General features: G+C 33.6%; 23 protein-coding genes and 2 tRNA genes. 18 read left to right on the top strand and 7 right to left on the bottom strand.

Going from position 1 to position 21,308, the window contains the following annotated elements; all coding sequences use genetic code 11:
* Positions 1-104 precede the first annotated feature (104 nt).
* Together HGC4_RS14935 and HGC4_RS14930 are read right to left on the bottom strand one after the other, a co-directional pair.
* Positions 105-1,166 (bottom strand): glycosyltransferase family 2 protein, encoded by a 1,062-nt coding sequence (locus tag HGC4_RS14935; protein ID WP_050710939.1) that lies wholly within the window; start codon positions 1,164-1,166, stop codon positions 105-107.
* 3 nt (positions 1,167-1,169) lie between these two features.
* Positions 1,170-2,243 carry a glycosyltransferase gene (locus tag HGC4_RS14930; RefSeq protein WP_050710938.1) on the bottom strand — a complete coding sequence of 358 codons (1,074 nt, stop codon included), beginning with the start codon at positions 2,241-2,243 and terminating at the stop codon, positions 1,170-1,172.
* Positions 2,244-2,436: 193 nt separating this feature from the next.
* On the opposite strand from HGC4_RS14930, the gene HGC4_RS14925 reads away from it, so the two are divergent.
* The 6 genes from HGC4_RS14925 (at position 2,437) to HGC4_RS14900 (ending at position 6,909) form a co-directional block, all read left to right on the top strand.
* Positions 2,437-3,807, top strand: coding sequence for a sugar transferase (locus HGC4_RS14925; protein WP_050710937.1), 1,371 nt, complete (start codon positions 2,437-2,439; stop codon positions 3,805-3,807).
* A gap of 95 nt (positions 3,808-3,902) precedes the next feature.
* A complete protein-coding gene (locus HGC4_RS14920; protein ID WP_050710936.1) occupies positions 3,903-4,433 on the top strand; it encodes a nitroreductase family protein in 531 nt (176 codons plus the stop codon).
* 117 nt (positions 4,434-4,550) lie between these two features.
* On the top strand, positions 4,551-4,874 hold the full coding sequence (locus HGC4_RS14915; RefSeq protein ID WP_050710935.1) for a LiaF transmembrane domain-containing protein: 324 nt from the start codon (positions 4,551-4,553) through the stop codon (positions 4,872-4,874).
* A 7-nt stretch (positions 4,875-4,881) separates the two neighbouring features.
* Positions 4,882-5,646: a Rossmann-like and DUF2520 domain-containing protein gene (locus HGC4_RS14910; protein WP_050710934.1), complete on the top strand. Its 765-nt coding sequence runs from the start codon at positions 4,882-4,884 to the stop codon at positions 5,644-5,646.
* A gap of 7 nt (positions 5,647-5,653) precedes the next feature.
* Positions 5,654-6,175: a KdsC family phosphatase gene (locus HGC4_RS14905; protein ID WP_050710933.1), complete on the top strand. Its 522-nt coding sequence runs from the start codon at positions 5,654-5,656 to the stop codon at positions 6,173-6,175.
* 65 nt (positions 6,176-6,240) lie between these two features.
* A complete protein-coding gene (locus tag HGC4_RS14900; protein WP_255349837.1) occupies positions 6,241-6,909 on the top strand; it encodes a glycoside hydrolase family 25 protein in 669 nt (222 codons plus the stop codon).
* A gap of 16 nt (positions 6,910-6,925) precedes the next feature.
* Here HGC4_RS14900 and HGC4_RS14895 read toward each other — a convergent pair whose 3' ends face one another.
* The 3 genes from HGC4_RS14895 to HGC4_RS14885 all read right to left on the bottom strand — a co-directional run bounded on the left by HGC4_RS14895 (position 6,926) and on the right by HGC4_RS14885 (position 9,010).
* On the bottom strand, positions 6,926-7,333 hold the full coding sequence (locus HGC4_RS14895; RefSeq protein ID WP_050710931.1) for a DUF2752 domain-containing protein: 408 nt from the start codon (positions 7,331-7,333) through the stop codon (positions 6,926-6,928).
* A gap of 71 nt (positions 7,334-7,404) precedes the next feature.
* Positions 7,405-7,776: a CD225/dispanin family protein gene (locus HGC4_RS14890; RefSeq protein WP_050710930.1), complete on the bottom strand. Its 372-nt coding sequence runs from the start codon at positions 7,774-7,776 to the stop codon at positions 7,405-7,407.
* A gap of 67 nt (positions 7,777-7,843) precedes the next feature.
* Positions 7,844-9,010 carry an AIR synthase-related protein gene (locus tag HGC4_RS14885; RefSeq protein ID WP_050710929.1) on the bottom strand — a complete coding sequence of 389 codons (1,167 nt, stop codon included), beginning with the start codon at positions 9,008-9,010 and terminating at the stop codon, positions 7,844-7,846.
* 126 nt (positions 9,011-9,136) lie between these two features.
* Here HGC4_RS14885 and HGC4_RS14880 point away from each other — a divergent pair, with 126 nt between their 5' ends.
* From HGC4_RS14880 to HGC4_RS14835, 10 genes are all read left to right on the top strand, one after another.
* Positions 9,137-10,093: an NAD-dependent epimerase/dehydratase family protein gene (locus tag HGC4_RS14880; RefSeq protein WP_050710928.1), complete on the top strand. Its 957-nt coding sequence runs from the start codon at positions 9,137-9,139 to the stop codon at positions 10,091-10,093.
* Positions 10,094-10,267: 174 nt separating this feature from the next.
* Complete coding sequence (nusB, locus tag HGC4_RS14875) at positions 10,268-11,194, top strand: transcription antitermination factor NusB (RefSeq protein WP_050710927.1); 927 nt, start codon at positions 10,268-10,270, stop codon at positions 11,192-11,194.
* Between the two features lie 108 nt (positions 11,195-11,302).
* Positions 11,303-11,620 (top strand): preprotein translocase subunit YajC, encoded by a 318-nt coding sequence (gene yajC / locus HGC4_RS14870; RefSeq protein WP_050710926.1) that lies wholly within the window; start codon positions 11,303-11,305, stop codon positions 11,618-11,620.
* Between the two features lie 155 nt (positions 11,621-11,775).
* Complete coding sequence (locus HGC4_RS14865; RefSeq protein WP_157258324.1) at positions 11,776-12,654, top strand: YbbR-like domain-containing protein; 879 nt, start codon at positions 11,776-11,778, stop codon at positions 12,652-12,654.
* Positions 12,655-12,657: 3 nt separating this feature from the next.
* Complete coding sequence (coaE, locus tag HGC4_RS14860; protein ID WP_050710924.1) at positions 12,658-13,236, top strand: dephospho-CoA kinase; 579 nt, start codon at positions 12,658-12,660, stop codon at positions 13,234-13,236.
* Positions 13,233-13,874 carry a carbonic anhydrase gene (locus HGC4_RS14855; RefSeq protein ID WP_050710923.1) on the top strand — a complete coding sequence of 214 codons (642 nt, stop codon included), beginning with the start codon at positions 13,233-13,235 and terminating at the stop codon, positions 13,872-13,874. The genes coaE and HGC4_RS14855 overlap by 4 nt, the downstream gene beginning before the upstream one ends.
* A gap of 92 nt (positions 13,875-13,966) precedes the next feature.
* Complete coding sequence (locus HGC4_RS14850) at positions 13,967-14,830, top strand: metal ABC transporter solute-binding protein, Zn/Mn family (protein WP_050710922.1); 864 nt, start codon at positions 13,967-13,969, stop codon at positions 14,828-14,830.
* Positions 14,823-15,620, top strand: a complete 798-nt coding sequence (locus HGC4_RS14845; protein WP_050710921.1) for a metal ABC transporter ATP-binding protein — start codon at positions 14,823-14,825, stop codon at positions 15,618-15,620. The genes HGC4_RS14850 and HGC4_RS14845 overlap by 8 nt, the downstream gene beginning before the upstream one ends.
* Before the next feature lie 52 nt (positions 15,621-15,672).
* Positions 15,673-16,530, top strand: a complete 858-nt coding sequence (locus tag HGC4_RS14840; protein ID WP_050710920.1) for a M48 family metallopeptidase — start codon at positions 15,673-15,675, stop codon at positions 16,528-16,530.
* A 251-nt stretch (positions 16,531-16,781) separates the two neighbouring features.
* On the top strand, positions 16,782-18,428 hold the full coding sequence (locus HGC4_RS14835; protein WP_050710919.1) for a diphosphate--fructose-6-phosphate 1-phosphotransferase: 1,647 nt from the start codon (positions 16,782-16,784) through the stop codon (positions 18,426-18,428).
* Positions 18,429-18,502: 74 nt separating this feature from the next.
* On the opposite strand, the gene dprA is transcribed toward HGC4_RS14835, so the two are convergent.
* Positions 18,503-19,618 carry a DNA-processing protein DprA gene (gene dprA, locus HGC4_RS14830; RefSeq protein ID WP_050710918.1) on the bottom strand — a complete coding sequence of 372 codons (1,116 nt, stop codon included), beginning with the start codon at positions 19,616-19,618 and terminating at the stop codon, positions 18,503-18,505.
* A gap of 91 nt (positions 19,619-19,709) precedes the next feature.
* Between dprA and HGC4_RS14825 the strand changes: the two genes are divergently transcribed.
* Positions 19,710-19,782: transfer RNA gene (locus HGC4_RS14825), tRNA-Gly, on the top strand.
* 41 nt (positions 19,783-19,823) lie between these two features.
* Positions 19,824-19,907: transfer RNA gene (locus HGC4_RS14820), tRNA-Leu, on the top strand.
* A 28-nt stretch (positions 19,908-19,935) separates the two neighbouring features.
* On the opposite strand, the gene HGC4_RS14815 is transcribed toward HGC4_RS14820, so the two are convergent.
* Entirely contained in the window at positions 19,936-20,781 is an 846-nt protein-coding gene (locus HGC4_RS14815; protein WP_050710917.1) for an alpha/beta hydrolase, read from the bottom strand.
* Between the last annotated feature and the right edge of the window lie 527 nt (positions 20,782-21,308).

Genomic DNA, 21,308 nt, shown 5'->3' with positions numbered 1-21,308 from the left:
GTAAAAAGGAAAGAATACCCAAAGAATGAAATAGCCTGAGGATATAACGTATAGAAAAGGAAAATAAAGAATATCGTTATTAACAATATTTTTTTCATATAATTTTATCTAAATACAAGTTTATATAAAAAAGACTTTTNGTATTCCATCTTAAATATACATTTAATTCGTAATATTAAAATATCTCGTTTTTTGTAATATGTTTTATCATATAATGAAGATGTAAAACATTTATCTAAAACACTCACACCCAATCTTGAATTAGCGCAAAGTCGAATCCAATGCAAAGATAAGATCCTCTTTAAATACTCTGGAGAACAAAACTGATCGTTTCTATTTCTATCTAACAACGCTTTCATAAACACCTCACATTTTTCAAGATATTCAAAACTTGAATGTGTTGGTACGCATTCTGCAACCGATGCATATATATCTAAATCCTCCTCAGATGACGATAACCCTAGTTTTTCACAATGAATTTTAAAAACTTCTTTTTTATTATCAATTTGTTTTTTTTCATTTAATGAAGATACTTGATGTTCATGAACTCTATAATATAGAAGAGGTTCATTTAGATTTGCTAACTTAGTACAATAAAGAGCTTTAGACCATAAAGCATAGTCTTCTACATGCAAATATTTTTCTTCAAATTTCAATCCTAAATCTGTAAAAAGAGTCTTACGAATCATTACTGCCGGATGACAAATTCCTGATCTGAATAAAAGATAAGCTTGTAATTCCTCATATGTTACCGGATTTATGTATAGATTTCGCTTAGCCTTACCTGTTCTAAAAGTATAAAACATGGTACTAACAACATCATAATCCTCATTTCTCTCCAAAAACTCAACTTGCTTTTCTATTCTTGTAGGAAAAGAGAGGTCATCCGCATCCATGCGAGCGATATATTTGCCATTACATAAATCTACACCTTTATTGAGAGTCTTTATCAATTTTAAGTTTACATCATTCGTATAAATCTTGATTCGGCTGTCTCTATGGGCTAATTCGTCTAATTTATTAGCCGTACCATCAGACGATGAATCATTTATAATAATGATTTCCAAGTTTGTATATGTTTGAGACATAATGGAAGAAACGGATTCAACCACATAATCTTCAACATTATAACAAGGTATTAAAACTGATACTAGGGGTGTTGACATATTTTATGAACGATTTCCTTTATTATATATTGCCTTAAATATAGAAGTATATCCTTCGACCATTTTGTCTATTGTAAAATTTCTCAAATAAGAATTTCGAGCCTCAGATCGCATGACTTCATTTGTTGTACCTTCTAAAACGTAATCTATTTTTTCAGTAAAAGATTGAACATCATTTTCTACTGCAAAACCATTCTTTCCATCCAGAACCTCTCCAATACCTCCAACATTAGATGCTACTACAGGAATACCAAACGACAAAGCTTCCAATAGAGAAATAGGTAAACCCTCATAATTAGAAGGCAGTATAAAAACATCAGCGTATTTCAAATACACATATGCTGCATGCGTTTCGCCTAAACAAAATACATTAGATGGCAAATCTGAGATAATCTCCTTGTTCCCAATCCAAACAAATGCATACTCAGTTCTTTGCTTTGCAATATCAATAAATAAGTCAAATTTCTTTTGTGCAGATATTCTAGATACACACATTATCAACTTACTGTAATTATTCTTTATACCTTCAATCTTATTCTTTAAATTAGAATCTTCAAGAGCCTCCAAATTATCAAACTTATGATCTACAACTCCATTGTAAACAAGCTCAACATTACGAAATATCCCCTCCTCTTGTAAACAATTTACATCATATTGGCTAACTCCAACTATCTTCGCGACTCTATTTTTTAACAATTTCTCTACAATCAAAAATTTACGAAAAGCTTTTCTTATAGAGTCAAAGCCATGCACACTGTACACTATAGTTTTGGGGTTAAAAACGATACGACCTATTGCTCCCATCTTAGAAGAGTGTAAATGAACAATATCTGGCTTACATTTTATTCTTAGACGCAATAATTTAAAGGCCAAAGATATATCCTTCAAAGAAGCTTCCTTTCGATGCTCACAAATTTTGATTAGATGTACCTTTTTTGTTAGATGTTTCCAAGCCTCACCATTACCTCCATATAGAATGAAAACTTCATCATCATCGCTCAACCCTTCAATAAGGTTTGCCACAACTGACTGAGCTCCGCCAAATTCCGACACGGTTATAACTTGAAATATTTTCATCCTATTTTAACATACTTATTAATAACCAAAGTACAAAGATATTCCTTTTTAAACAAAAATAGCGATGAGATACAATCTTTCCTATCGTTCTTCACCTTAATTAAAATTTAGAATATATCCTTTTTTAGTAATATCTTTCTAAATTTGCAATTAAATACTGAATTTAGGATTTAACAATTTTAGGAAATCATATATGGAAAGATTATTCACGAGAAAGGGATTTAGTATGTTTATACTTCTGGTAGATCTCTTTATCATTTATCTATCAACCTATCTTGCATATTTATACTTTGCTGACAGTTTAGCTGCATATAACGACAATTTATACTCCATTATATCAATGGCTCCCTATATTGGTTTGTTTTATCTCATTGTAGGGCATGTATTCGAACTTGATAAACCTAAAGAATTTACATTATTTGGAGTAGCCTATTCCGTTACAGTGGCAATTCTATGCTTATTTATGCTAACAATGGCGATGAGCTTTCTTACCCGACGATTGGCTTATCCTCGAAGTATATTAATTGTGAGCTCCATAGTCCAGGTCGTACTCCTAACTCTGTGGCATCTATATATTAATAAAAAATACCTTAGAGACAATGTACTCAAAACTGTTTTAGTCATTGGGTATGATAAAGCAAAGTATTTAGCACTAAAGCTAATACATTCAAAAGGTATTTGGTCGAATGTTACACATATTTGCACCCCAGAATCTGTTAATTTAGAAAAACACGTATTAAATTCAGATCTGATTTTTATTTCCGATGATGTAGATGAAAGTAGGAAACAAGAAATGGCTGAAGATTGTGTTAAAAAGAACAAACAGTTTTTTTATGAACCTAAGTTTCAGGAAATTTTTCTATTTAATGCCAATTTTATTCAAATAGAAGATACCCCCGTTTTAAAAGTAAGACAATTTGATATAAATATAGAGCATGATTTTGCAAAACGAATCTTGGATATTTTACTATGCTCCATAGCTTTTATAGTAGCATTTATCCCCGGTTTATTCGTTGCACTATGCCTCAAGATTGGAGGAGGTAGTGTATTCTATAAACAAGAACGTATTACACGAGCTAATAAGCCGTTTTTCATCTATAAATTCAGAACAATGATAGAAAATGCAGAAGCAGCCTCTGGACCAACTTTAGCTCAACAATCGGATAATAGAATCACCAAACTTGGAGCTTTTTTACGGGCAACACGATTGGATGAAATTCCACAAATTTACAACATACTGAAGGGTGACATGAGCATTGTAGGACCACGTCCCGAACGCCCATTCTTTGTTGATCAATATTGCAAAGAGATTCCCGAATACGACTTGCGCCATAGAGTTAAAGCTGGTTTAACAGGTTTAGCTCAAGTACAAGGTAAATATAATACCTCTGTTAAGGATAAGCTAAAGTACGATCTATTATATATTAATGGATATTCATTTGCATTAGATATTAAGCTTATCATGCAAACCTTAACAGTTCTATTAAAGAAAAGCAGTACAGAAGGAGTTCGTGATATCGAAGACCAAGAAGAATTTATAAACAAATTGATAGATAAGGACTAGAAAGTACGATATAATTCAATACTTAAGGCTTATATAGTAACTAAGCCTTACTTAAATACTCCTATCAACTTAAATAATTTTACCAAGACACAATAATGAATAGTTTCTCTGAATTAATCACACAAAGACGTAGTATACGTAAATTTACGTCTGAACCTCTTGATGCAGAACAAGTAGAATTAATTTTAAAGGCAGGATTAAAATCTCCGACTTCAAAAAATGCTAAACCTTGGCGTTTTATTGCTATCGAAGATAAAGAATTACTTGCTCAACTCTCGTTATGCAAGAAAATGGCTAGTAAATTAATTGCAGATTGTGCATTGGCAATAGTTGTAGCTGTTGATCCCTTGACTAGTAGTGTATGGATTGAGGATGGCTCTATAGCCTCCATTATGATGCAACTTCAGGCAGAAGACTTGGGTTTAGGCAGTTGTTGGGTACAAATCAGAGATCGCTATACTGCGTCAGAAACTTCATCCGAAGAATATGTGAAAGACTTATTAGATATCCCAATGCAATTACAAGTTCTATCCATCATTACTTTTGGTCATAAAGATCAAGAAAAGCCTCCGCATGATGAAGAAAAATTAGAATGGGAAAAAGTCCATATAGGTAAATATAAATAACCCTTTAGACCTTTTATTACTTAGGTTAGGCTAACTATAATAGTAATAGCTTGTGCCAAGTAGCAAAGAGAATTAACTCCTTCAAAAAAATACTGAAAACAATATAATCTCCTTCACATGGCTAAAAGTTCAGGAAACAGACTTCCATATGGTCTTTTAATTCTTATCATAGGTATTATTTATTTACTAAGTAAAACTGGTATATTATCACACATTCCCTATGCTGATAAGCTGATGAATATTGGTACATTTTTTATAATTGCCGGTATCATCTTTTTATTTACAAAGGCCGAGAAGACTATGGGCATTGTATTTACAGCGATAGGTGTTATTATGAATTTCGATTTCTTCTTTGGATGGATTCATAATTATTCGTCATTAATAGTCCCAGTCATACTAGTTATCATCGGGCTTTTTATGGTTATAACTTCAAGAAAATAGATATCAAATGAATATTGTATTTATTGGAGCAGGAAAGCTAGCTACACATTTGGCTACCGAATTAGTTAAACATTCATTTACTATTCAACAAGTATATAGTAGAACAGACCATTCTGCACAAGAATTAGCCCAAAAAGTTAATGCTAAAGCAACCTCCAATATCAAAGCAGTTGATACTAATGCTGATATCTATATCTTTTCAGTTAAAGATTCAGCCTTACTTTCAGTTATTACCGAAATGCCATCCAACAATGGACTATGGCTTCACACCGCCGGTAGTATTAGCTTAGATATATTTAAAGGATATAGTATTCGATATGGGGTATTATATCCCTTTCAAACATTTAGCGATAACAGAGACTTAAACTTCCGTAAAATCCCTATCTTTATAGAAGCAAGTAATAAAACTGAGCTGGATTTATTACAAAGTATTTGTCTACAAATTTCGGATAAAGTTCGAACCTTATCATCCGAGAAACGCCAATATTTGCATTTAACAGGCGTATTTGCCTGTAATTTTGTAAACCACATGTATGCAATTTCTCAGCATATTTTAAAAGAAGAAGGTATTCCTTTCGAATCACTCTTACCTTTGATTGATGAGACTGCATCAAAAGTTCACACCCTATTGCCACAAGAGGCTCAAACAGGTCCTGCAATACGTTACGATGAAAATGTAATTCAAAAGCATATTGATTTAATAGAAGACCCTGATTTGAAGGAAATATATGCATTAATAAGTAAGAATATACATAAAACAAATAAGTCTTAATAAAAATATGAGTTCTATAAATTACGATCTAAATAAAATAAAAGCCTTTATATTTGATGTAGATGGAGTATTATCTCCTGATAGTATACCTATGTCTCCTGAAGGAGAACCTATGCGTATGGTAAATATAAAAGATGGCTATGCACTCAATCTGGCATGTAAAACAGGTTATGGAATGGCTATTATAACAGGTGGAGATACAGAAGCTGTTAGATTACGTTTCTCTCGCTTAGGAATAGAGCATATATATATGAAATCGTCTATTAAAATAACCGATTTCAATGATTATCTCTCCAAAACAGGTTATAAGCCCGAAGAAATTATTTACGTTGGAGATGATCTTCCCGACTATCAAGTAATGCAAGTAGTAGGCTTACCCGTTGCTCCGGCTGATGCTGCACCCGAAATCAGAGGTATTGCTAAATATATATCTCATAAAAAAGGTGGAGAAGGCGTTGCCAGAGACGTTATAGAGCAGGTTATGAAAACGCAGGGTACATGGATGAATGATAAAGCTTTTGGTTGGTAAATTAAATGACAAAAAAACAGATCCTATATACCTTCATCTTTTTATCTATAACACTTGTTGGTTTTATGGGTCTCAAATATGCATATAATTCTGGATATATAAGACTTAATTATCCATCTTCTGAGCAATACCCTGTTCATGGAATTGATATTTCACATCATCAAAAGATAATAGACTGGGAGAAGCTTGATAAGCAGAAAGTACAATTTGCATTTATAAAGGCAACCGAAGGTGGTGATTTTAAAGACACTCGCTTTGTAGAGAATTGGCGACAAGCTAAAGAGCTAGATATAGCAGTAGGAGCTTACCATTTTTTTACATTCTGCAAAGATGGCGAATTACAAGCCCTAAATTTTATAGGTTCTGTACCCAAAGACAGTACCAACCTTCCTCCAATTATTGATCTTGAGTTTTCGGGAAATTGTAGTAAAGAGAATTATCGCGACGATATTCTCCACGAAATAGATCTCTATATAAGAACAGTTGAAGCTCATTATGAGAAAAAAGTAATCATTTATACTACATGGGAGTTTTACCGAAGATATCTGACACAAAACTTCACCAATAACCCTATCTGGATTCGTGATATTCAAAATACACCTAAACTAGATAATGACAGGGAGTGGCTATTTTGGCAATATACAAATAGAGGAGAAATTGAGGGAATAGAAACCTTAGTCGATCTTAACGTTTTTTCGGGGACTAGAAGTGAATTTGAGCAACTTATGAGGTAAGAGTTTATCTACTTAATCAGGGTGGAGATAAATACACAAAAGGAATAGCAGGTATATTACGAAGGACAAAAAAAGTAAGAGTTACTACCAATACAATCACACCAAACTTGCTCGAAAACAAAAAGCTATTTAGATATTTCTGCCTCTTAAGTCCATACACCTCAATCAAAACAATATATAGATAGACAAAGAACGGAATACAAATTACAAATATGGCATTAGATCTAAAAGCTTTCAAAAATTCGCCATGTAACAAATAGTGTAATGCTCGCTGCCCTCCACAGCCCGGACATTGCAACCCTGTTATCTGATAAAAACTACATTGTACACTCCATCCACTATTTGCCTCATTATAAAAATAATACATACAAACTACTAACAGAGGAAGTATTATTGATAAAGCTATAATAATATATTTTCTCATACTCGAATATAGAAAAGGGCAATACTGTAAATATTACCCTTTCTTCTTATAATATAGTAAACTATAGTTTATTAAGATACTTGTTCTAAATATTGTTGATAATATTCCATAAATCCGGTAGTTCCTAAAGTCGCAATTTGAATAATATTCCAAATTAACCCTACTACACCTAGGCCTATTGCAATAAAAGCTAATATTTTAGCATTCTTAGCTGCACCTTCAGCTCCAAAATAGTCGCCTACATTGTATTTAGAATCTACTTGAGTAGAAAATACAATCGCAATAATACCTAATATAAGCCCAATACAACATGGACTACAAAAACCTAATACTGTACCTACAATTGCCAAAGGTAAATTATTATTGGGCTTAGGAGGCCTATTTTCATCATTAGGAGTGTTGAAATTAAAATTCGGATTCTGAGTAAATGATTTATTTTCCATATATAATAAAATGTTAGTTAAGATTGCTTGTTCTTGTGTTCAATGCCTATCAAAATAGTGCTATTACTTAATAGTTAAATGTACCAAACTCACTTTCTATGGTAAGTTCTGTTTTGGCAGATGCCTCTACCCTTCCTACTATCTGAGCATCAATATTAAAAGATTTAGATATATCAATAACCTTTTGAGCATACTCGGGAGAGATATAAATTTCCATTCTGTGCCCCATATTGAAGACTTTATACATCTCTTGCCAATCGGTACCCGATTGCTCATGTATAAGCTTAAACAATGGAGGAACGGGAAACATATTATCTTTTATAATCTTTACCTTATCTACAAAATGAAGTACTTTTGTTTGAGCACCGCCCGAACAATGTACCATTCCATGAATTTGAGAACGCAACTGCTCCAATATTTGTTTTATAACAGGAGCATAAGTACGTGTTGGAGAAAGCACCAATTTACCGGCATCAATAGAAACATCAGCAATTGTATCTGTTAGTTTCTTAGCTCCGGAATATGCTAAATCAGCAGGGATCGAAGCATCGTAGCTTTCTGGATATTTCTGAGCTAGATAATTAGCAAATACATCATGACGTGCCGATGTTAAACCATTACTACCCATTCCTCCATTATATTCAGTTTCGTATGTTGCTTGTCCCGATGACGATAAACCTACAATAACGTCACCTGCTTGTATATTATCATTAGATATTACATCCGAACGCTTCATGCGACAAGTAACTGTACTATCTACTATTATGGTACGTACCAAATCGCCAACATCAGCAGTTTCGCCTCCGGTTGGATATATATTCACTCCTAATTGCGAAAGCTCTATACACAAATCGTTAGTAGCATTTATAATAGCAGAAATAACTTCTCCAGGAATTAATAGTTTATTACGTCCTATAGTCGAAGATAATAAAATATTATCAGTAGCTCCTACACAAAGTAAATCATCGATATTCATGATCAATGCATCTTGAGCTATTCCTCTCCAAACAGAAAGATCACCTGTTTCTTTCCAGTATATGTATGCAAGAGAAGATTTAGTACCTGCTCCATCAGCATGCATGATATTGCAATATTCAGAATCGCCGCCTAATACATCAGGTATTATTTTACAAAAAGCTTTGGGATATAATCCTTTATCTATGTTCTTTATAGCATTATGGACATCTTCTTTGGAGGCTGATACACCTCTCTGATTATATCTTTGATCACTCATGGGTATTTTATGTAATGTTTCTCTAAATCTTATTAATAACTTTTTGCAAATGTAAGAAAAAAGAACTTCGGGACATACTTATATTAGGTATATTTGTCTTTCAGTATTGACTCAGAATAAGTTTTTATGACAAAACAACGAATTGCAATAACAGGTGCAGCAGGAAATTTGGGAAGCTTATTAGCTCAAAAATTACAACAAGAAGATGTAGAATTAAATCTATTAGTTCACAATAAAAAAGTACCCAACGATTTATCCGATAAAAAGAATGTATCTGTTTTTAAAATAGATTTAGTAAAGGAGAACACCTTATTTGCAGCATTCAACAATGTAGATACAATCGTTCATTTTGCAGGTGTATTATTTAAAGCAAACCCTGAAAAATTTCTGCCTGAGACTAATACTCAATACTTCAAGAATCTACTGAATGTAGCAACGAAACAACAAGTTAAAAGAGTTATCCTTATAAGTTTTCCGCATGTAGAAGGTGAAACTACACCACAAAATCCGGCAACAGGGATATTAAGTGGTAAACCAATATCTTCGCATGCTCAAACTAGACTGGAAGAAGAAAAATTACTTTTCCAATATGCAGAGCAATATAAATTCGAACCTGTTTCACTACGAGTTGGAATGGTTTACGGGAAAGGTATATTAATGATTGATGCAGCACAATGGTTTGCTCGTCATTACTTACTTGGCATTTGGAAACAGCCCACATATATACATCTTATATCTAAAGACGACTTCGTGAATACTACCATAATAGCGGCTATAAAACCCAATATTCAAGGAATATATCATATTGGAGATGAAGGTATCCAGACATTACAGCAATTTTTGGATGACATAACTACATACAAAAAAAATCCTACACCTTGGCGTATGCCTCTTTGGATGATAATGACTGCCGCACGTTGTTTTGAATTTTATTCATCCATATCAGGAAACAGAAGCCCTCTCACACGCGACTTCATAAAAATAGGTAGAGTTTCTTATTATGGCGACACAAAAAGAATGAGGCTAGAGCTCCTGCCTACTCTGAAATATAAAACATATAAGGAAGGAATAAACTTATTTTAATAAAAAGATATAAATAAAAATATCACTTCTGAACCTTTCGTAGGTTTATATATTTTATTAATATCAATAATTTCACTTTTATGAAAAATCAAAAATAGAAGAAAAACTAGCAATCTAGCACCAATTATACGACAGGAATCATTACCTTTGCACCTCAAATTTACTTATTGAGCAATGATCAATCGCGTTCTTATTCGTATTCGGGTTATACAAGTACTGTATTCTACTTATCTAAATGAAAGTGGAGACCTCAAAAAAGCAGAAACCGAACTAATGTTTAGTCTTCAAAAGTCGTATGACTTATACTACTATCTGCTAGCTCTTCTTATCGAAATTACAGATACTCACACCAGACGTCTAGAGTCTCGTAAGGCAAAATTACTGCCCACCGATGAAGACATCAATCCAAACACTAGATTATCAGACAACTTGTTTATCAAGCAGTTGAAAAGCAATGAACAATTCAACAAATATGTTTCAGACAGGCCACAATCGTGGGAAGACCATGAAAACTATGTAAGAAGTTTGCTTGAAAAGATCTTGAACTCTGACATTTATGCTGAATATTTAGCTAATGAAGTTTCAGACTACGATACAGATCGCGAATTTTGGAGAAAAGTATTCAAAACATTCATCTATTGTGAAGAGCAATTAGATGATCTGTTAGAAGATGACAGCTTATTTTGGAATGATGACATTGAAATAGTACAATCATTTGTAATTAAAACAATAAAGAAATTTGATCCCGAAAAAGGAGCAAATCAACCTTTACTTCCGATGTTTAAAGACGAAGAAGATCGTCAATTTGCTATAAAGTTACTTAGAGAGACCATGTTTAATGTAAAATTGGCTCGTGAGTATATTGATAAATATGCAAAAAACTGGGAATCTGAGCGAATCGCTTTTATGGATATGATAATTATGCAGACCGCAGTATCTGAACTAATAGCTTTCCCATCTGTTCCTATTAATGTAACGATGAATGAATATATAAACATTGCTAAATCATATAGCACTCATAAAAGTTCATCTTTTATAAATGGTATATTAGATTCGATAGTTACAGAACTAAAGAGTGAAAACAAATTATTAAAAAAATAAAATCTTAGCACCCTAAAGTGCAGGATATACAGTTTTCACTTTTATATTTTACAAAAAAAAGTATCTTTGTAGAAAGAGACTTAATAAAAATAAAAAACGATAAATTTTATGAATTCATTAGTTGTATTCTTACAAGCGGCAGAAGGGCCAGCTGGAGGAGCATGGGGAACAATCGCTATGTTTGGTCTTATTATTGTGGTATTTTATTTCTTTATGATACGTCCACAACAAAAGAAACAAAAAGCAGTGCAAGAAGCTCGTCAAGCAATGAAAGTTGGAGACAAAATCATTACAGCCGGAGGAGTGCATGGTAAAATCAAAGAAATTGGTGAAACTTATTTTATTATTGAAATAGCAGAAAGTGTTAGAATCAAGATAGACAAAGCTTCGGTATTTGCAGTTTCTGAGGGTTCGCCTAAAGCTTAAATAGTAAATAACATTGACGAAATAAAGATGCATAAGCGATGAGCAATGCGGTAAATGAAATATGGCAAAAAGTCAGAATTTTTTTAAGAAAAATATCTTGGAAAAAAATTCTGACTTTTTCTTTTTTTGTCATAATTGCTGCAATTCTCTGGTTCATGCAGGTTTACAATCAATTTTTCGAAACATCCATTTCAATTCCTATCAAATATGTATCTGTTCCGGATAGTATAATTTTTCAGGATTCTTTGCCCTCTCAAATCTCCTTGAGAATAAAAGACAATGGCTTTAGTATGTTTAAATACTATTTTAAAAAGAGAGACACATTGCGCTTAGATGTTTCTGCAATAATTAATAGTAGCTCAAGTAAAGTTTTACAGGGTAGTACATTTGATATGTATGTAAGAAAGGCACTACCCTCTTCTACTCAGATACTGAGTTATGACCCTCTGCGAATATCATTCAACTATTCAATTCTTGAATATAAAAAGATACCCGTAGTTTTCGACGGTCAGATAAACTTGTCGCCAGGTTACTTTTTGAATAGCGATATACGAATTGTACCCGATAGTGTTACTGCATATGCAGCAAGACCCGACCTAGACAAGTTAATGTTTGCTTATACGGTGAGTGATACTGTGAGTGGTCTAAATTCCGATAAAGTTATACCATACAAATTGGTATCTCTAAAAAACATCAAATTTGTACCCGATGTAGTTGATATCGATGTACCCGTAGAAGCATATACTCAAAAGAATGTAGAAATACCCGTAGAGTGTATTAATCTGCCAGAAAATTTAAATATCAAGTTCTTTCCATCAAAAGTAAAACTATCATTTTTTGTAGGAGTTTCAGAAGTAGACTCTATAAATATGAAAGACTTTTCGGTTGCAATAGATTATGATGGCATAAAAGATTCTAAACAAGCCTCTGTTCCTGTACGTATAACTTCTAGTCCAAGTTATGTACGTAACCTTACAATTTCGCCACCTAATGTAGAATTCATTTTCGAATATAAAAACACAAAGGTGCAATAAGTTATGATAAGGCTAGGGATAACAGGAGGAATTGGCAGTGGAAAATCGACTGTAACAGATATCATTAAATTACTGGATATCCCCGTTTATATTGCCGACATAGAAAGTAAAAAAATCACAGAATCATCGCCTGTAGTTCGCGAAAAATTAATGAAAGCCTTTGGTAATGACTTATACGAAGGTCACAAATTAAACAAACAATTATTAGCCTCATATATTTTCAATGATAAATATAAGCTTGCAATTGCGAATTCAATAATACATCCTGTAGTTGATCAGCATTATTGCGAGTGGGTCAAAAGCCACCAACATCATCATATAGTTGCTCTCGAAGCGGCTATTCTTTATGAATCGGGTATGCAAAGATTGACGGACAAAGTCATGATGGTGTATACTCCTCTTGAAGAACGTATAGCACGGACAATGTTGCGAGATAATACTACTCGTGAGAAAGTTCTTGAAAGAATAAATAGCCAACTATCAGATGATGAAAAACTAAAGTTAGCTGATTATATCGTCTATAACGATGAAAAAAAATCGCTAATAGAACAATGTATTGAAATAATTGAAAAGATAAAATGATAGAAGATAATTTATATAATGATATATTTGAAGCCAATAAACGTTGGGTTGAAAATAAACTAAAAGAAGATCCCGAGTTTTTTCACCATTTGGCAGATGAACAACATCCCGATTTTTTATACATTGGATGTTCAGACAGTAGAGTACACGCCAATGAAATTATGGGATTGAGACCTGGGCAGGTTTTCGTTCACCGAAACATAGCCAATATGGTTATCAATACCGATCTCAATGTATTATCTGTTATAAACTATGCTGTACTAAACCTTAATGTTAAGTACATTATTGTATGCGGACATTACAATTGTGGAGGTATAAAGGCTGCCATTGAATTTAAAGACTCAGGATTAATAAGCCCTTGGCTAAGAAGTATTCGTGATATATACAGATTACATGAACAAGAACTTAGCCAAATAAAAGACCCTGAAGAAAGATACAGACGCTTTGTTGAAATAAATATTTATGAACAATGCATCAATGTTATCAAGATAAGAGAAGTTAGAGAGTCCTTTAAAAACACAGGCTATCCACGTGTTGTAGGTTGGGTTTATGACTTAAACGAGGGAATGCTCAGAGACTTGGAAATTGATTTGAATAAAGAATTTGATAGAATACACAATTTATTTCGTCTTGGTTGATCCTAAAATCACTTAAGCTGGTAAAATAAATAGAAGTGGTTCTATTCATAAAATGTGATAATAGTTATTTTTACATTACATCCTATTTTGAAATGAAATATATAATTTATACACTAAGCTTGTTACTTGTTACCCTATCGGGATGCAAGCCTCCTCATAAAGATCCGGACAATACATTATCGGTATCAATTGAGCCTCAAAAATATTTTCTAGAGTCAATTGTAGGAAATAAGTATACTGTAAATACAGCTATACCTGCCGGTTCAAACCCCGAATCCTATGACCCATCTCCTTCCCAAATGGTAAATATAGGAAAAAGCAGAGTGTTTTTCAAAGTAGGAAATCTGGGCTTTGAAAATACTTGGTTGAATAATATAAGTATCAATAACCCTAATTTACAGATAGTTGATTGCTCGGTAGGCATTCCTATTATTATCGATGATCATGGGCATGAAGGTCATAGCCATCAAGGTAGCGATCCTCATATTTGGAGTTCTCCTTCAACCGCACTTATAATCACTAAAAATATGTATAACTCTATGATTGAGTTAGATCCTAAGAATAGCGATTATTATCTTGATCGATTTGAAGATCTCGAAAAAGTTATACTAGCAACCGATAGTACAATTCAGTCATATCTATCACAAGCACCAAGTAAATCCTTTATAATTTTTCATCCGGCATTAAGTTACTTTGCTGATCAATATGGTCTAAATCAATATAGCATTGAGGTCGAAGGGAAAAATCCAACACCGCAACAAATGTCTGAACTTATTCAGAAAGCCAAGAAAGACAATGTAAAGGTGGTCTTTGTACAAGAAGAATATGATAAAAAGAATGCTGAACCAATAGCAAAAGAACTTGGAGCTGAAATAGTATCTATCAATCCATTATCTTACTCTTGGAATGACGAACTTATAAAAATAGCTAAAGCTATTGCACAAAAACATGACTAATAAAATTCTTGAATTAAAAAATATAACTGTTGGTTACGAAGCCAATAGACCTATACTAAATGATGTCAATCTGGATATATATCAGAATGATTTTCTTGGAATTATAGGTCCTAATGGGGGAGGAAAAACAACGCTATTAAAAACTATACTTGGACTTATAAAACCAAGTACAGGAGATATTTCGTTTTACAAAAAAAATCAATCTGTTAACCGCCTAAATATAGGTTATCTACCACAGATCAATCAAATAGATCGGAAATTTCCAATTTCGGTATTCGATGTCATTCTATCGGGTCTCACTCCCAGACGTAAGTTTTTTACTTATTTTACTAATGAGCAAAAACAACAGGCTAAAGATGTAGCGAGCAGAATGGGCTTAGACGCTCTTATTAATAGACCAATAGGAAATCTCTCGGGAGGGCAACTCCAACGTACATTATTGGGACGTGCTATTGTAGATAATCCCGACCTGCTGATACTTGATGAGCCTAATTCTTATGTAGATAAACGATTCGAGACTAACTTCTATAAAATATTGGAAGAAATAAATTCCAATACTGCTATTATTATTGTATCTCATGATGTGGGAACCGTGATTTCTTTGGTGAAAAATATTGCTTGCGTAAACGAAGGGCTGCATTACCACTCGGGTTCAAATGTCAGTAGCGAATGGTTAGAACAAACTTATACATCTTGTCCTATAGAAATTGTAGGTCATGGAGATTTTCCACATCGTATACTCGAGAAGCACGATGGGTGTAAATGTTGTGATACAACTCCATCCAATTGAACATTATCTGAATAATGTTGTTCTCAATTATATTAAGTAATAATTATAAAAGATGAAAAGTATCCTTATATACTGTATTTCGGCTGTCGTTTTATTATTATCAGGTTGCAGTAGCGTCCCTTTGACTGGTCGGAAGCAAGTACTATTAGTTTCTGAGCAAGAAGTTCTAAACCTAAGTTTGCAAGAGTATGGTGAGTTTATGAAAACTGCACCAAAATCTACAGATAAAGCAAACACAGCATTGGTACAAAAAGTAGGAAGAAACATAGCTAATGCGGTAGAAACTTATCTTAAGGCAAATGGTATGGAAAGTATGCTTGCAGAATATGCTTGGGAGTTTAATCTTGTTAAAAGTGCTGATGTTAATGCATTTTGCATGCCTGGAGGTAAAATTGTAGTTTACGAAGGTATCCTACCCATTACAAGAGACGAAACAGGTTTAGCTGTTGTATTAGGACACGAAGTGGCACACGCTGTAGCAAAGCATGCTAATGAGCGTATGAGCCAACAAATGCTGCAACAATACGGTGGCGCTGCTTTAGGTGTAGCATTAAGCGGAACATCAGGTGCTGTTCAAACAGTAGCTAATTCAGTATACGGCCTTGGAGCACAATATGGTGTTATGCTACCCTACTCTCGCAAACAAGAATTAGAAGCCGATAAACTTGGACTTATTTTTATGGCAATGGCTGGATATAATCCGCAAGAAGCTGAAGGCTTTTGGACTAGGATGTCCGAGAAGACCGGAGGTGCAAGTGTTGCCGAATTCCAAAGTACTCACCCTTCAGACGAAACCCGTATAAAAAAGATACGTGAATCTCTTCCCGAAGCAATGAAATATTATAAAGGAGCAAAAACTACAACAAATAAGAATCAATCGTCCAAAACGGCTAAAGAATGGACATTCTAAAGATAGAAAACAATAAAAAAGAAAGATCGCCTGACAAAACTCAGACGATCTTTCTTTTTTAGATCATTCCTCAGACTTATCACCTGATTACTATTTTTATATTTCAAAAAAAATAGCGAAATTTGTACAAGATGGTATACCTCGTTTTTTAGATTGTTTATCTAAAAATATCTAGTGGGGACGATACCTCTTTGTTAGGTAAAAAGAAAGGCTAGTAATTAATCCAATTTAAATAAACAAATAAAAACAACATGACTAAAAGTGCATTACAAGTAGCTAGAGCTGCTTATAAGCCTAAAATGCCTAAAGCATTACATGGTACTGTAAAAATCGAAGAAGGTGCAGCAACGCAATCAGTAGCAGACCAAGAAGCTGTTGAAAAACTTTTCCCACATACTTATGGTATGCCTATCGTTAAGTTTGTAGAAACTGCTGATAAAATTGACTACCCTACTGCTAACGTTGGTGTTATCCTTTCAGGAGGTCAAGCTCCAGGTGGACATAACGTTATAGCCGGTATTTTTGATGGTATCAAAAGTCTGAATAAAGACAATAAAGTTTACGGTTTTTTGATGGGACCTGGTGGTCTTATCGATCATAAATACAAAGAATTAACTGCTGATATTATCGATGAATATCGTAATACTGGTGGTTTTGATATTATTGGTTCGGGTCGTACCAAATTAGAAACTACTGAGCAATTTGACAAAGGTCTTGAAATTCTAAAAAAATTGAATATCAAAGCTCTTGTTATCATCGGTGGTGACGACTCTAATACTAATGCTTGTGTTTTAGCTGAATATTACAAAGCGATTAATGCAGGTGTACAAGTAATTGGTTGTCCTAAAACAATTGACGGTGACTTGAAAAACGAAATGATCGAAGCTTCATTTGGTTTCGATACAGCATGTAAAGTATACTCTGAAGTTATCGGGAATATACAACGTGACTGTAACTCGGCTCGTAAATACTGGCACTTCATCAAATTGATGGGTCGTTCAGCATCACACATCGCTCTAGAATGTGCTTTACAAGTTCAACCTAACTTCTGTATTATTTCGGAAGAAGTAGAAGCTAAAGAACAATCTCTTGATGATATTGTAAATGAAATTGCAAATGCTGTAGCTAAGCGTGCCGCTAAAGGTGATAATTTTGGAACAGTTCTTATCCCTGAAGGTTTAATCGAATTTGTACCTGCAATTAAAGCTCTTATCTCTGAATTGAACGATTACTTGGCACATCATCAAGAAGAGTTTGATGCTATTGCAAAAGATCAACAACGTCAATATATCATTAGCAAACTTTCTGCTGATAATTCAGCTGTATACGCAAGTCTTCCAGAAGGAGTTGCTCGTCAGTTGACTCTAGATCGTGACCCACACGGAAACGTTCAAGTATCATTGATCGAAACAGAAAAACTTCTAGCTGAAATGGTTGGTAACCGTCTAGCTGAATTGAAAAAAGCAGGTAAATATGATGGTAAATTCTCACCACAAGTACACTTCTTCGGATACGAAGGTCGTTGTGCTGCTCCATCTAACTACGATGCTGACTACTGCTATTCATTAGGATACACTGCATCGGCACTTATCGGAGCAGGTAAAACTGGCTACATGTCATCAGTACGTAACACTACAGCTCCTGCAGATCAATGGATTGCTGGTGGAGTACCTGTTACAATGATGATGAACATGGAACGTCGTCACGGCGAAATGAAACCTGTAATTCAAAAAGCTTTAGTAAAATTAGATGGTGCACCATTTAAATTCTTCGCTGCAAATCGCGAAAATTGGGCTATCAATACAGAATATGTATATCCAGGTCCTATTCAATATTTTGGACCAACAGAAGTTTGTGACCAAACAACTGTAACTCTAAGATTAGAGCAAGGAAAATAATAAGCCTTTATTATAAAAGAAAAGGACTGCCTATACAGGCAGTCCTTTTCTTTTATTGTTTTTTAAACTACTTCTTACAAGAGTTGATAAGAACCTCCTGCAATTGTTCTTACAATACCTTTCATCTCCATAGTCAACAACACTGATAACAAGTTAGAAATAGGAACACCCAATTGATTAGCTATTAAATTGATATGTAATGACTCAATTGTAGCTAATAAATCATATACAGCTTGCTCATCGTTAGATAAATCTAAAAATAATTGACGCTGCTTTGGTTTATTTATTTGTTTACCTGCATCCCACTGCATATGTTTTATAAAACTATCTGCTGATTGTAACAAGATTGCTTTATTATCTTCAATGAGCATATTACAACCTGCTGATTCTTTATCTGAAATTCTTCCAGGCAAAGCAAATACATCCTTGTTATAGGAATTAGCCATTTCTGCGGTTATCAAAGACCCGCCCTTACTGTCTGACTGAACAACAATAGTAGCATCAGACATACCCGCCACAATTCTATTACGGCGAACAAAGTTAAATCTATCTAGCTCCGTTCTACTTGGAAATTCAGTTAACAACCCTCCATTCTCTAACATTTCTACCGCAGTCTTCCTGTGACCCGACGGGTATATACGATCTAACCCATGTGCTAAAACACCAACTGTTGCCAAATTATGTTTTAATGATGATTTATGAGCCTGAATATCGATACCATAAGCTAATCCGCTTATAATTAAAACATCAGGAAAATCTGAAACTAAATCTGCTAAAAAGTTATCACAGAAATCATTCCCATAATTAGTAGATTTACGAGTACCTACTATACTTATTATTTTTGTAGCGTTCAAATCGGCATTACCCTTATAATATAAGAGAATCGGGGCATCTATACATTCTTTCAAACGATAACAATAATCATCATCTGTATAAAACAGAGTCTGAATACTATTTTTTTCAACAAATAAAAGTTCTTTCTCAGCATTCTCTAGCACCTTAGGATCTAAAACGGCATCTGCTAAATAGGTTGAGATTCCTTTTACTGCAATTAGTGATTTTTTACTTGATCTAAATACTTCTTCTGCACTACCTATAGTATCTATTAAATTACGGGCTAATATATCTCCTACTCCTTCAATTTGAGTAAGCGCAATCTGATATAATAGCTTTGTTAAGTTGGTGTTCATTGTTTATAATAAAATAAGGTCAAAGATATTGAATTCTTTTGTAGAAAAATTTTGCAAAAACAAAAAATGAGTATATATTTGCACCCGTATTGCGAAAGTAGCTCAGTTGGTAGAGCACGACCTTGCCAAGGTCGGGGTCGCGGGTTCGAATCCCGTCTTTCGCTCAAATGTGACCATAGTCACATTTTTTTTTCTTAAAACTCTGGCACACGTGGTGGAATTGGTAGACACGCTACTTTGAGGGGGTAGTTTCTGTATGGATGTGTGAGTTCGAGTCTCATCGTGTGCACTAAGAGCTTCAAGTTATTGAAGCTCTTTTATTTTTTAGGATATAAAGCTCTAAAAGCATTAAAAACAGCCTGATGTGTTACAGTTGCATGGTTTTCTTCCGGCAAGTAATCAAAATAAACATTTACATATTTAGATTGACCAGTTCTTATTTTTTCGGCTAATAGTTTAGCATCCTCTTCCATTATATGATTTTTCGAGCCGTCGATTGAACCTTCCTTACCTACAGCGATATAAACATCCGTCGGAACAGTGTAATCTGCATTTAATATACGTGGTTCGTCATTCAATAGAGCACCATCTTTCCACCAAAGGCTGGGACTAATGATTATATATTTAGTAAATAACTGCGGTTTAGTAAATAATATTTCTGTAGCTAGAAGCCCTCCTAACGATTGACCAATAATTGTTTTACTGTCAGAGGTCTTATATTTTGCTTCTATATAAGGTTGTAATTCTTTCTCTATAAAAGATATAAATTTTTCAGAACCTCCATTGTCTGGTATCAGCTTTTTATCAGCTTCTCGACTACTAGGTGAAGTGAAATTTCGCTTTCTATTAGTATTAGCTATACCAACGACGATGGATTTTGGAACTCTATCGACCCATGGAAATGTATTATACTGTACAATGCCTACTATATGAATAAAATCTTCGTCTGCTGATCCATCCAACAAGTAAATTACTGGGTATTTTGTATCTTTATCATAATCATCAGGTAAATATATATTCAAAACCCGATCTTCATTCAGTATTTCTGAGTGCACATTATCAATATAACCTAAAATAAATTCCTCTATTTCTTTTTTGTGAGGCTGTTGTTTACAAGATGCGAGTAAAACAATCAAGAATATAAATAATAATTTTATTTTCATCGTTTATTTTATGTGATATAAAAATTTACGTTAATAGATGCTTTTTCATTGTTTATCAAGATAAACAGTGAGGAAAATCTCAATGAGAAAGTATACCATTTAGTAAGTTAAAATGGAAGGGTAATAAAAAATAACAAACAGAACAATCATATATAGAACAGCTAATGATACACCGACGATAGACACATACGATAAAATCTTAGCTAGCTTTACGTAGCCCAACTTATTAAGTACCAAACCCAGCACAATAGCAATAAGGTTTAACACAAACATCCACTTTACAATATAAGGAATTAAAGACATCATTCTCAAAAGTAATAAAACAAACTAAGATACCAATAAGCAGAACTCTAAAAGGATAAAAAATAAATCGACATATATTATAATCCTTTTCTTATCTCGATATGTTTAAATCATACAGTTTCTCTAGTTATTATAATCATCAAACATATCTATTTAGCATAGAGATAATTCATAGAACTTTATAAGCCTCTCAAACGTTTACATTATGTGTTTTTCATAGTATT

Origin of the sequence: Dysgonomonas sp. HGC4 (genome assembly GCF_001261715.1) — a bacterium.
Taxonomy (GTDB): domain Bacteria; phylum Bacteroidota; class Bacteroidia; order Bacteroidales; family Dysgonomonadaceae; genus Dysgonomonas_A.
The sequence above is the reverse complement of the archived record's forward strand: the minus strand, read 5'-3'. Positions and strand labels throughout refer to the sequence as shown.

Bases quoted from the DNA above. Each gene is read 5' to 3' on its own strand.
- HGC4_RS14915 (WP_050710935.1), top strand. From the start codon at position 4,551: ATGGCTAAAAGTTCAGGAAACAGACTTCCATATGGTCTTTTAATTCTT.
- HGC4_RS14925 (WP_050710937.1), top strand. From the start codon at position 2,437: ATGGAAAGATTATTCACGAGAAAGGGATTTAGTATGTTTATACTTCTG.
- nusB (WP_050710927.1), top strand. From the start codon at position 10,268: ATGATCAATCGCGTTCTTATTCGTATTCGGGTTATACAAGTACTGTAT.
- dprA (WP_050710918.1), bottom strand. From the start codon at position 19,618: ATGAACACCAACTTAACAAAGCTATTATATCAGATTGCGCTTACTCAA.
- HGC4_RS14855 (WP_050710923.1), top strand. From the start codon at position 13,233: ATGATAGAAGATAATTTATATAATGATATATTTGAAGCCAATAAACGT.
- HGC4_RS14865 (WP_157258324.1), top strand. From the start codon at position 11,776: ATGCAGGTTTACAATCAATTTTTCGAAACATCCATTTCAATTCCTATC.
- HGC4_RS14905 (WP_050710933.1), top strand. From the start codon at position 5,654: ATGAGTTCTATAAATTACGATCTAAATAAAATAAAAGCCTTTATATTT.
- HGC4_RS14890 (WP_050710930.1), bottom strand. From the start codon at position 7,776: ATGGAAAATAAATCATTTACTCAGAATCCGAATTTTAATTTCAACACT.
- HGC4_RS14840 (WP_050710920.1), top strand. From the start codon at position 15,673: ATGAAAAGTATCCTTATATACTGTATTTCGGCTGTCGTTTTATTATTA.
- HGC4_RS14895 (WP_050710931.1), bottom strand. From the start codon at position 7,333: ATGAGAAAATATATTATTATAGCTTTATCAATAATACTTCCTCTGTTA.
- HGC4_RS14815 (WP_050710917.1), bottom strand. From the start codon at position 20,781: ATGAAAATAAAATTATTATTTATATTCTTGATTGTTTTACTCGCATCT.
- HGC4_RS14930 (WP_050710938.1), bottom strand. From the start codon at position 2,243: ATGAAAATATTTCAAGTTATAACCGTGTCGGAATTTGGCGGAGCTCAG.
- HGC4_RS14850 (WP_050710922.1), top strand. From the start codon at position 13,967: ATGAAATATATAATTTATACACTAAGCTTGTTACTTGTTACCCTATCG.
- HGC4_RS14900 (WP_255349837.1), top strand. From the start codon at position 6,241: ATGGGTCTCAAATATGCATATAATTCTGGATATATAAGACTTAATTAT.
- HGC4_RS14910 (WP_050710934.1), top strand. From the start codon at position 4,882: ATGAATATTGTATTTATTGGAGCAGGAAAGCTAGCTACACATTTGGCT.
- HGC4_RS14880 (WP_050710928.1), top strand. From the start codon at position 9,137: ATGACAAAACAACGAATTGCAATAACAGGTGCAGCAGGAAATTTGGGA.
- HGC4_RS14845 (WP_050710921.1), top strand. From the start codon at position 14,823: ATGACTAATAAAATTCTTGAATTAAAAAATATAACTGTTGGTTACGAA.
- coaE (WP_050710924.1), top strand. From the start codon at position 12,658: ATGATAAGGCTAGGGATAACAGGAGGAATTGGCAGTGGAAAATCGACT.
- yajC (WP_050710926.1), top strand. From the start codon at position 11,303: ATGAATTCATTAGTTGTATTCTTACAAGCGGCAGAAGGGCCAGCTGGA.
- HGC4_RS14920 (WP_050710936.1), top strand. From the start codon at position 3,903: ATGAATAGTTTCTCTGAATTAATCACACAAAGACGTAGTATACGTAAA.
- HGC4_RS14835 (WP_050710919.1), top strand. From the start codon at position 16,782: ATGACTAAAAGTGCATTACAAGTAGCTAGAGCTGCTTATAAGCCTAAA.
- HGC4_RS14885 (WP_050710929.1), bottom strand. From the start codon at position 9,010: ATGAGTGATCAAAGATATAATCAGAGAGGTGTATCAGCCTCCAAAGAA.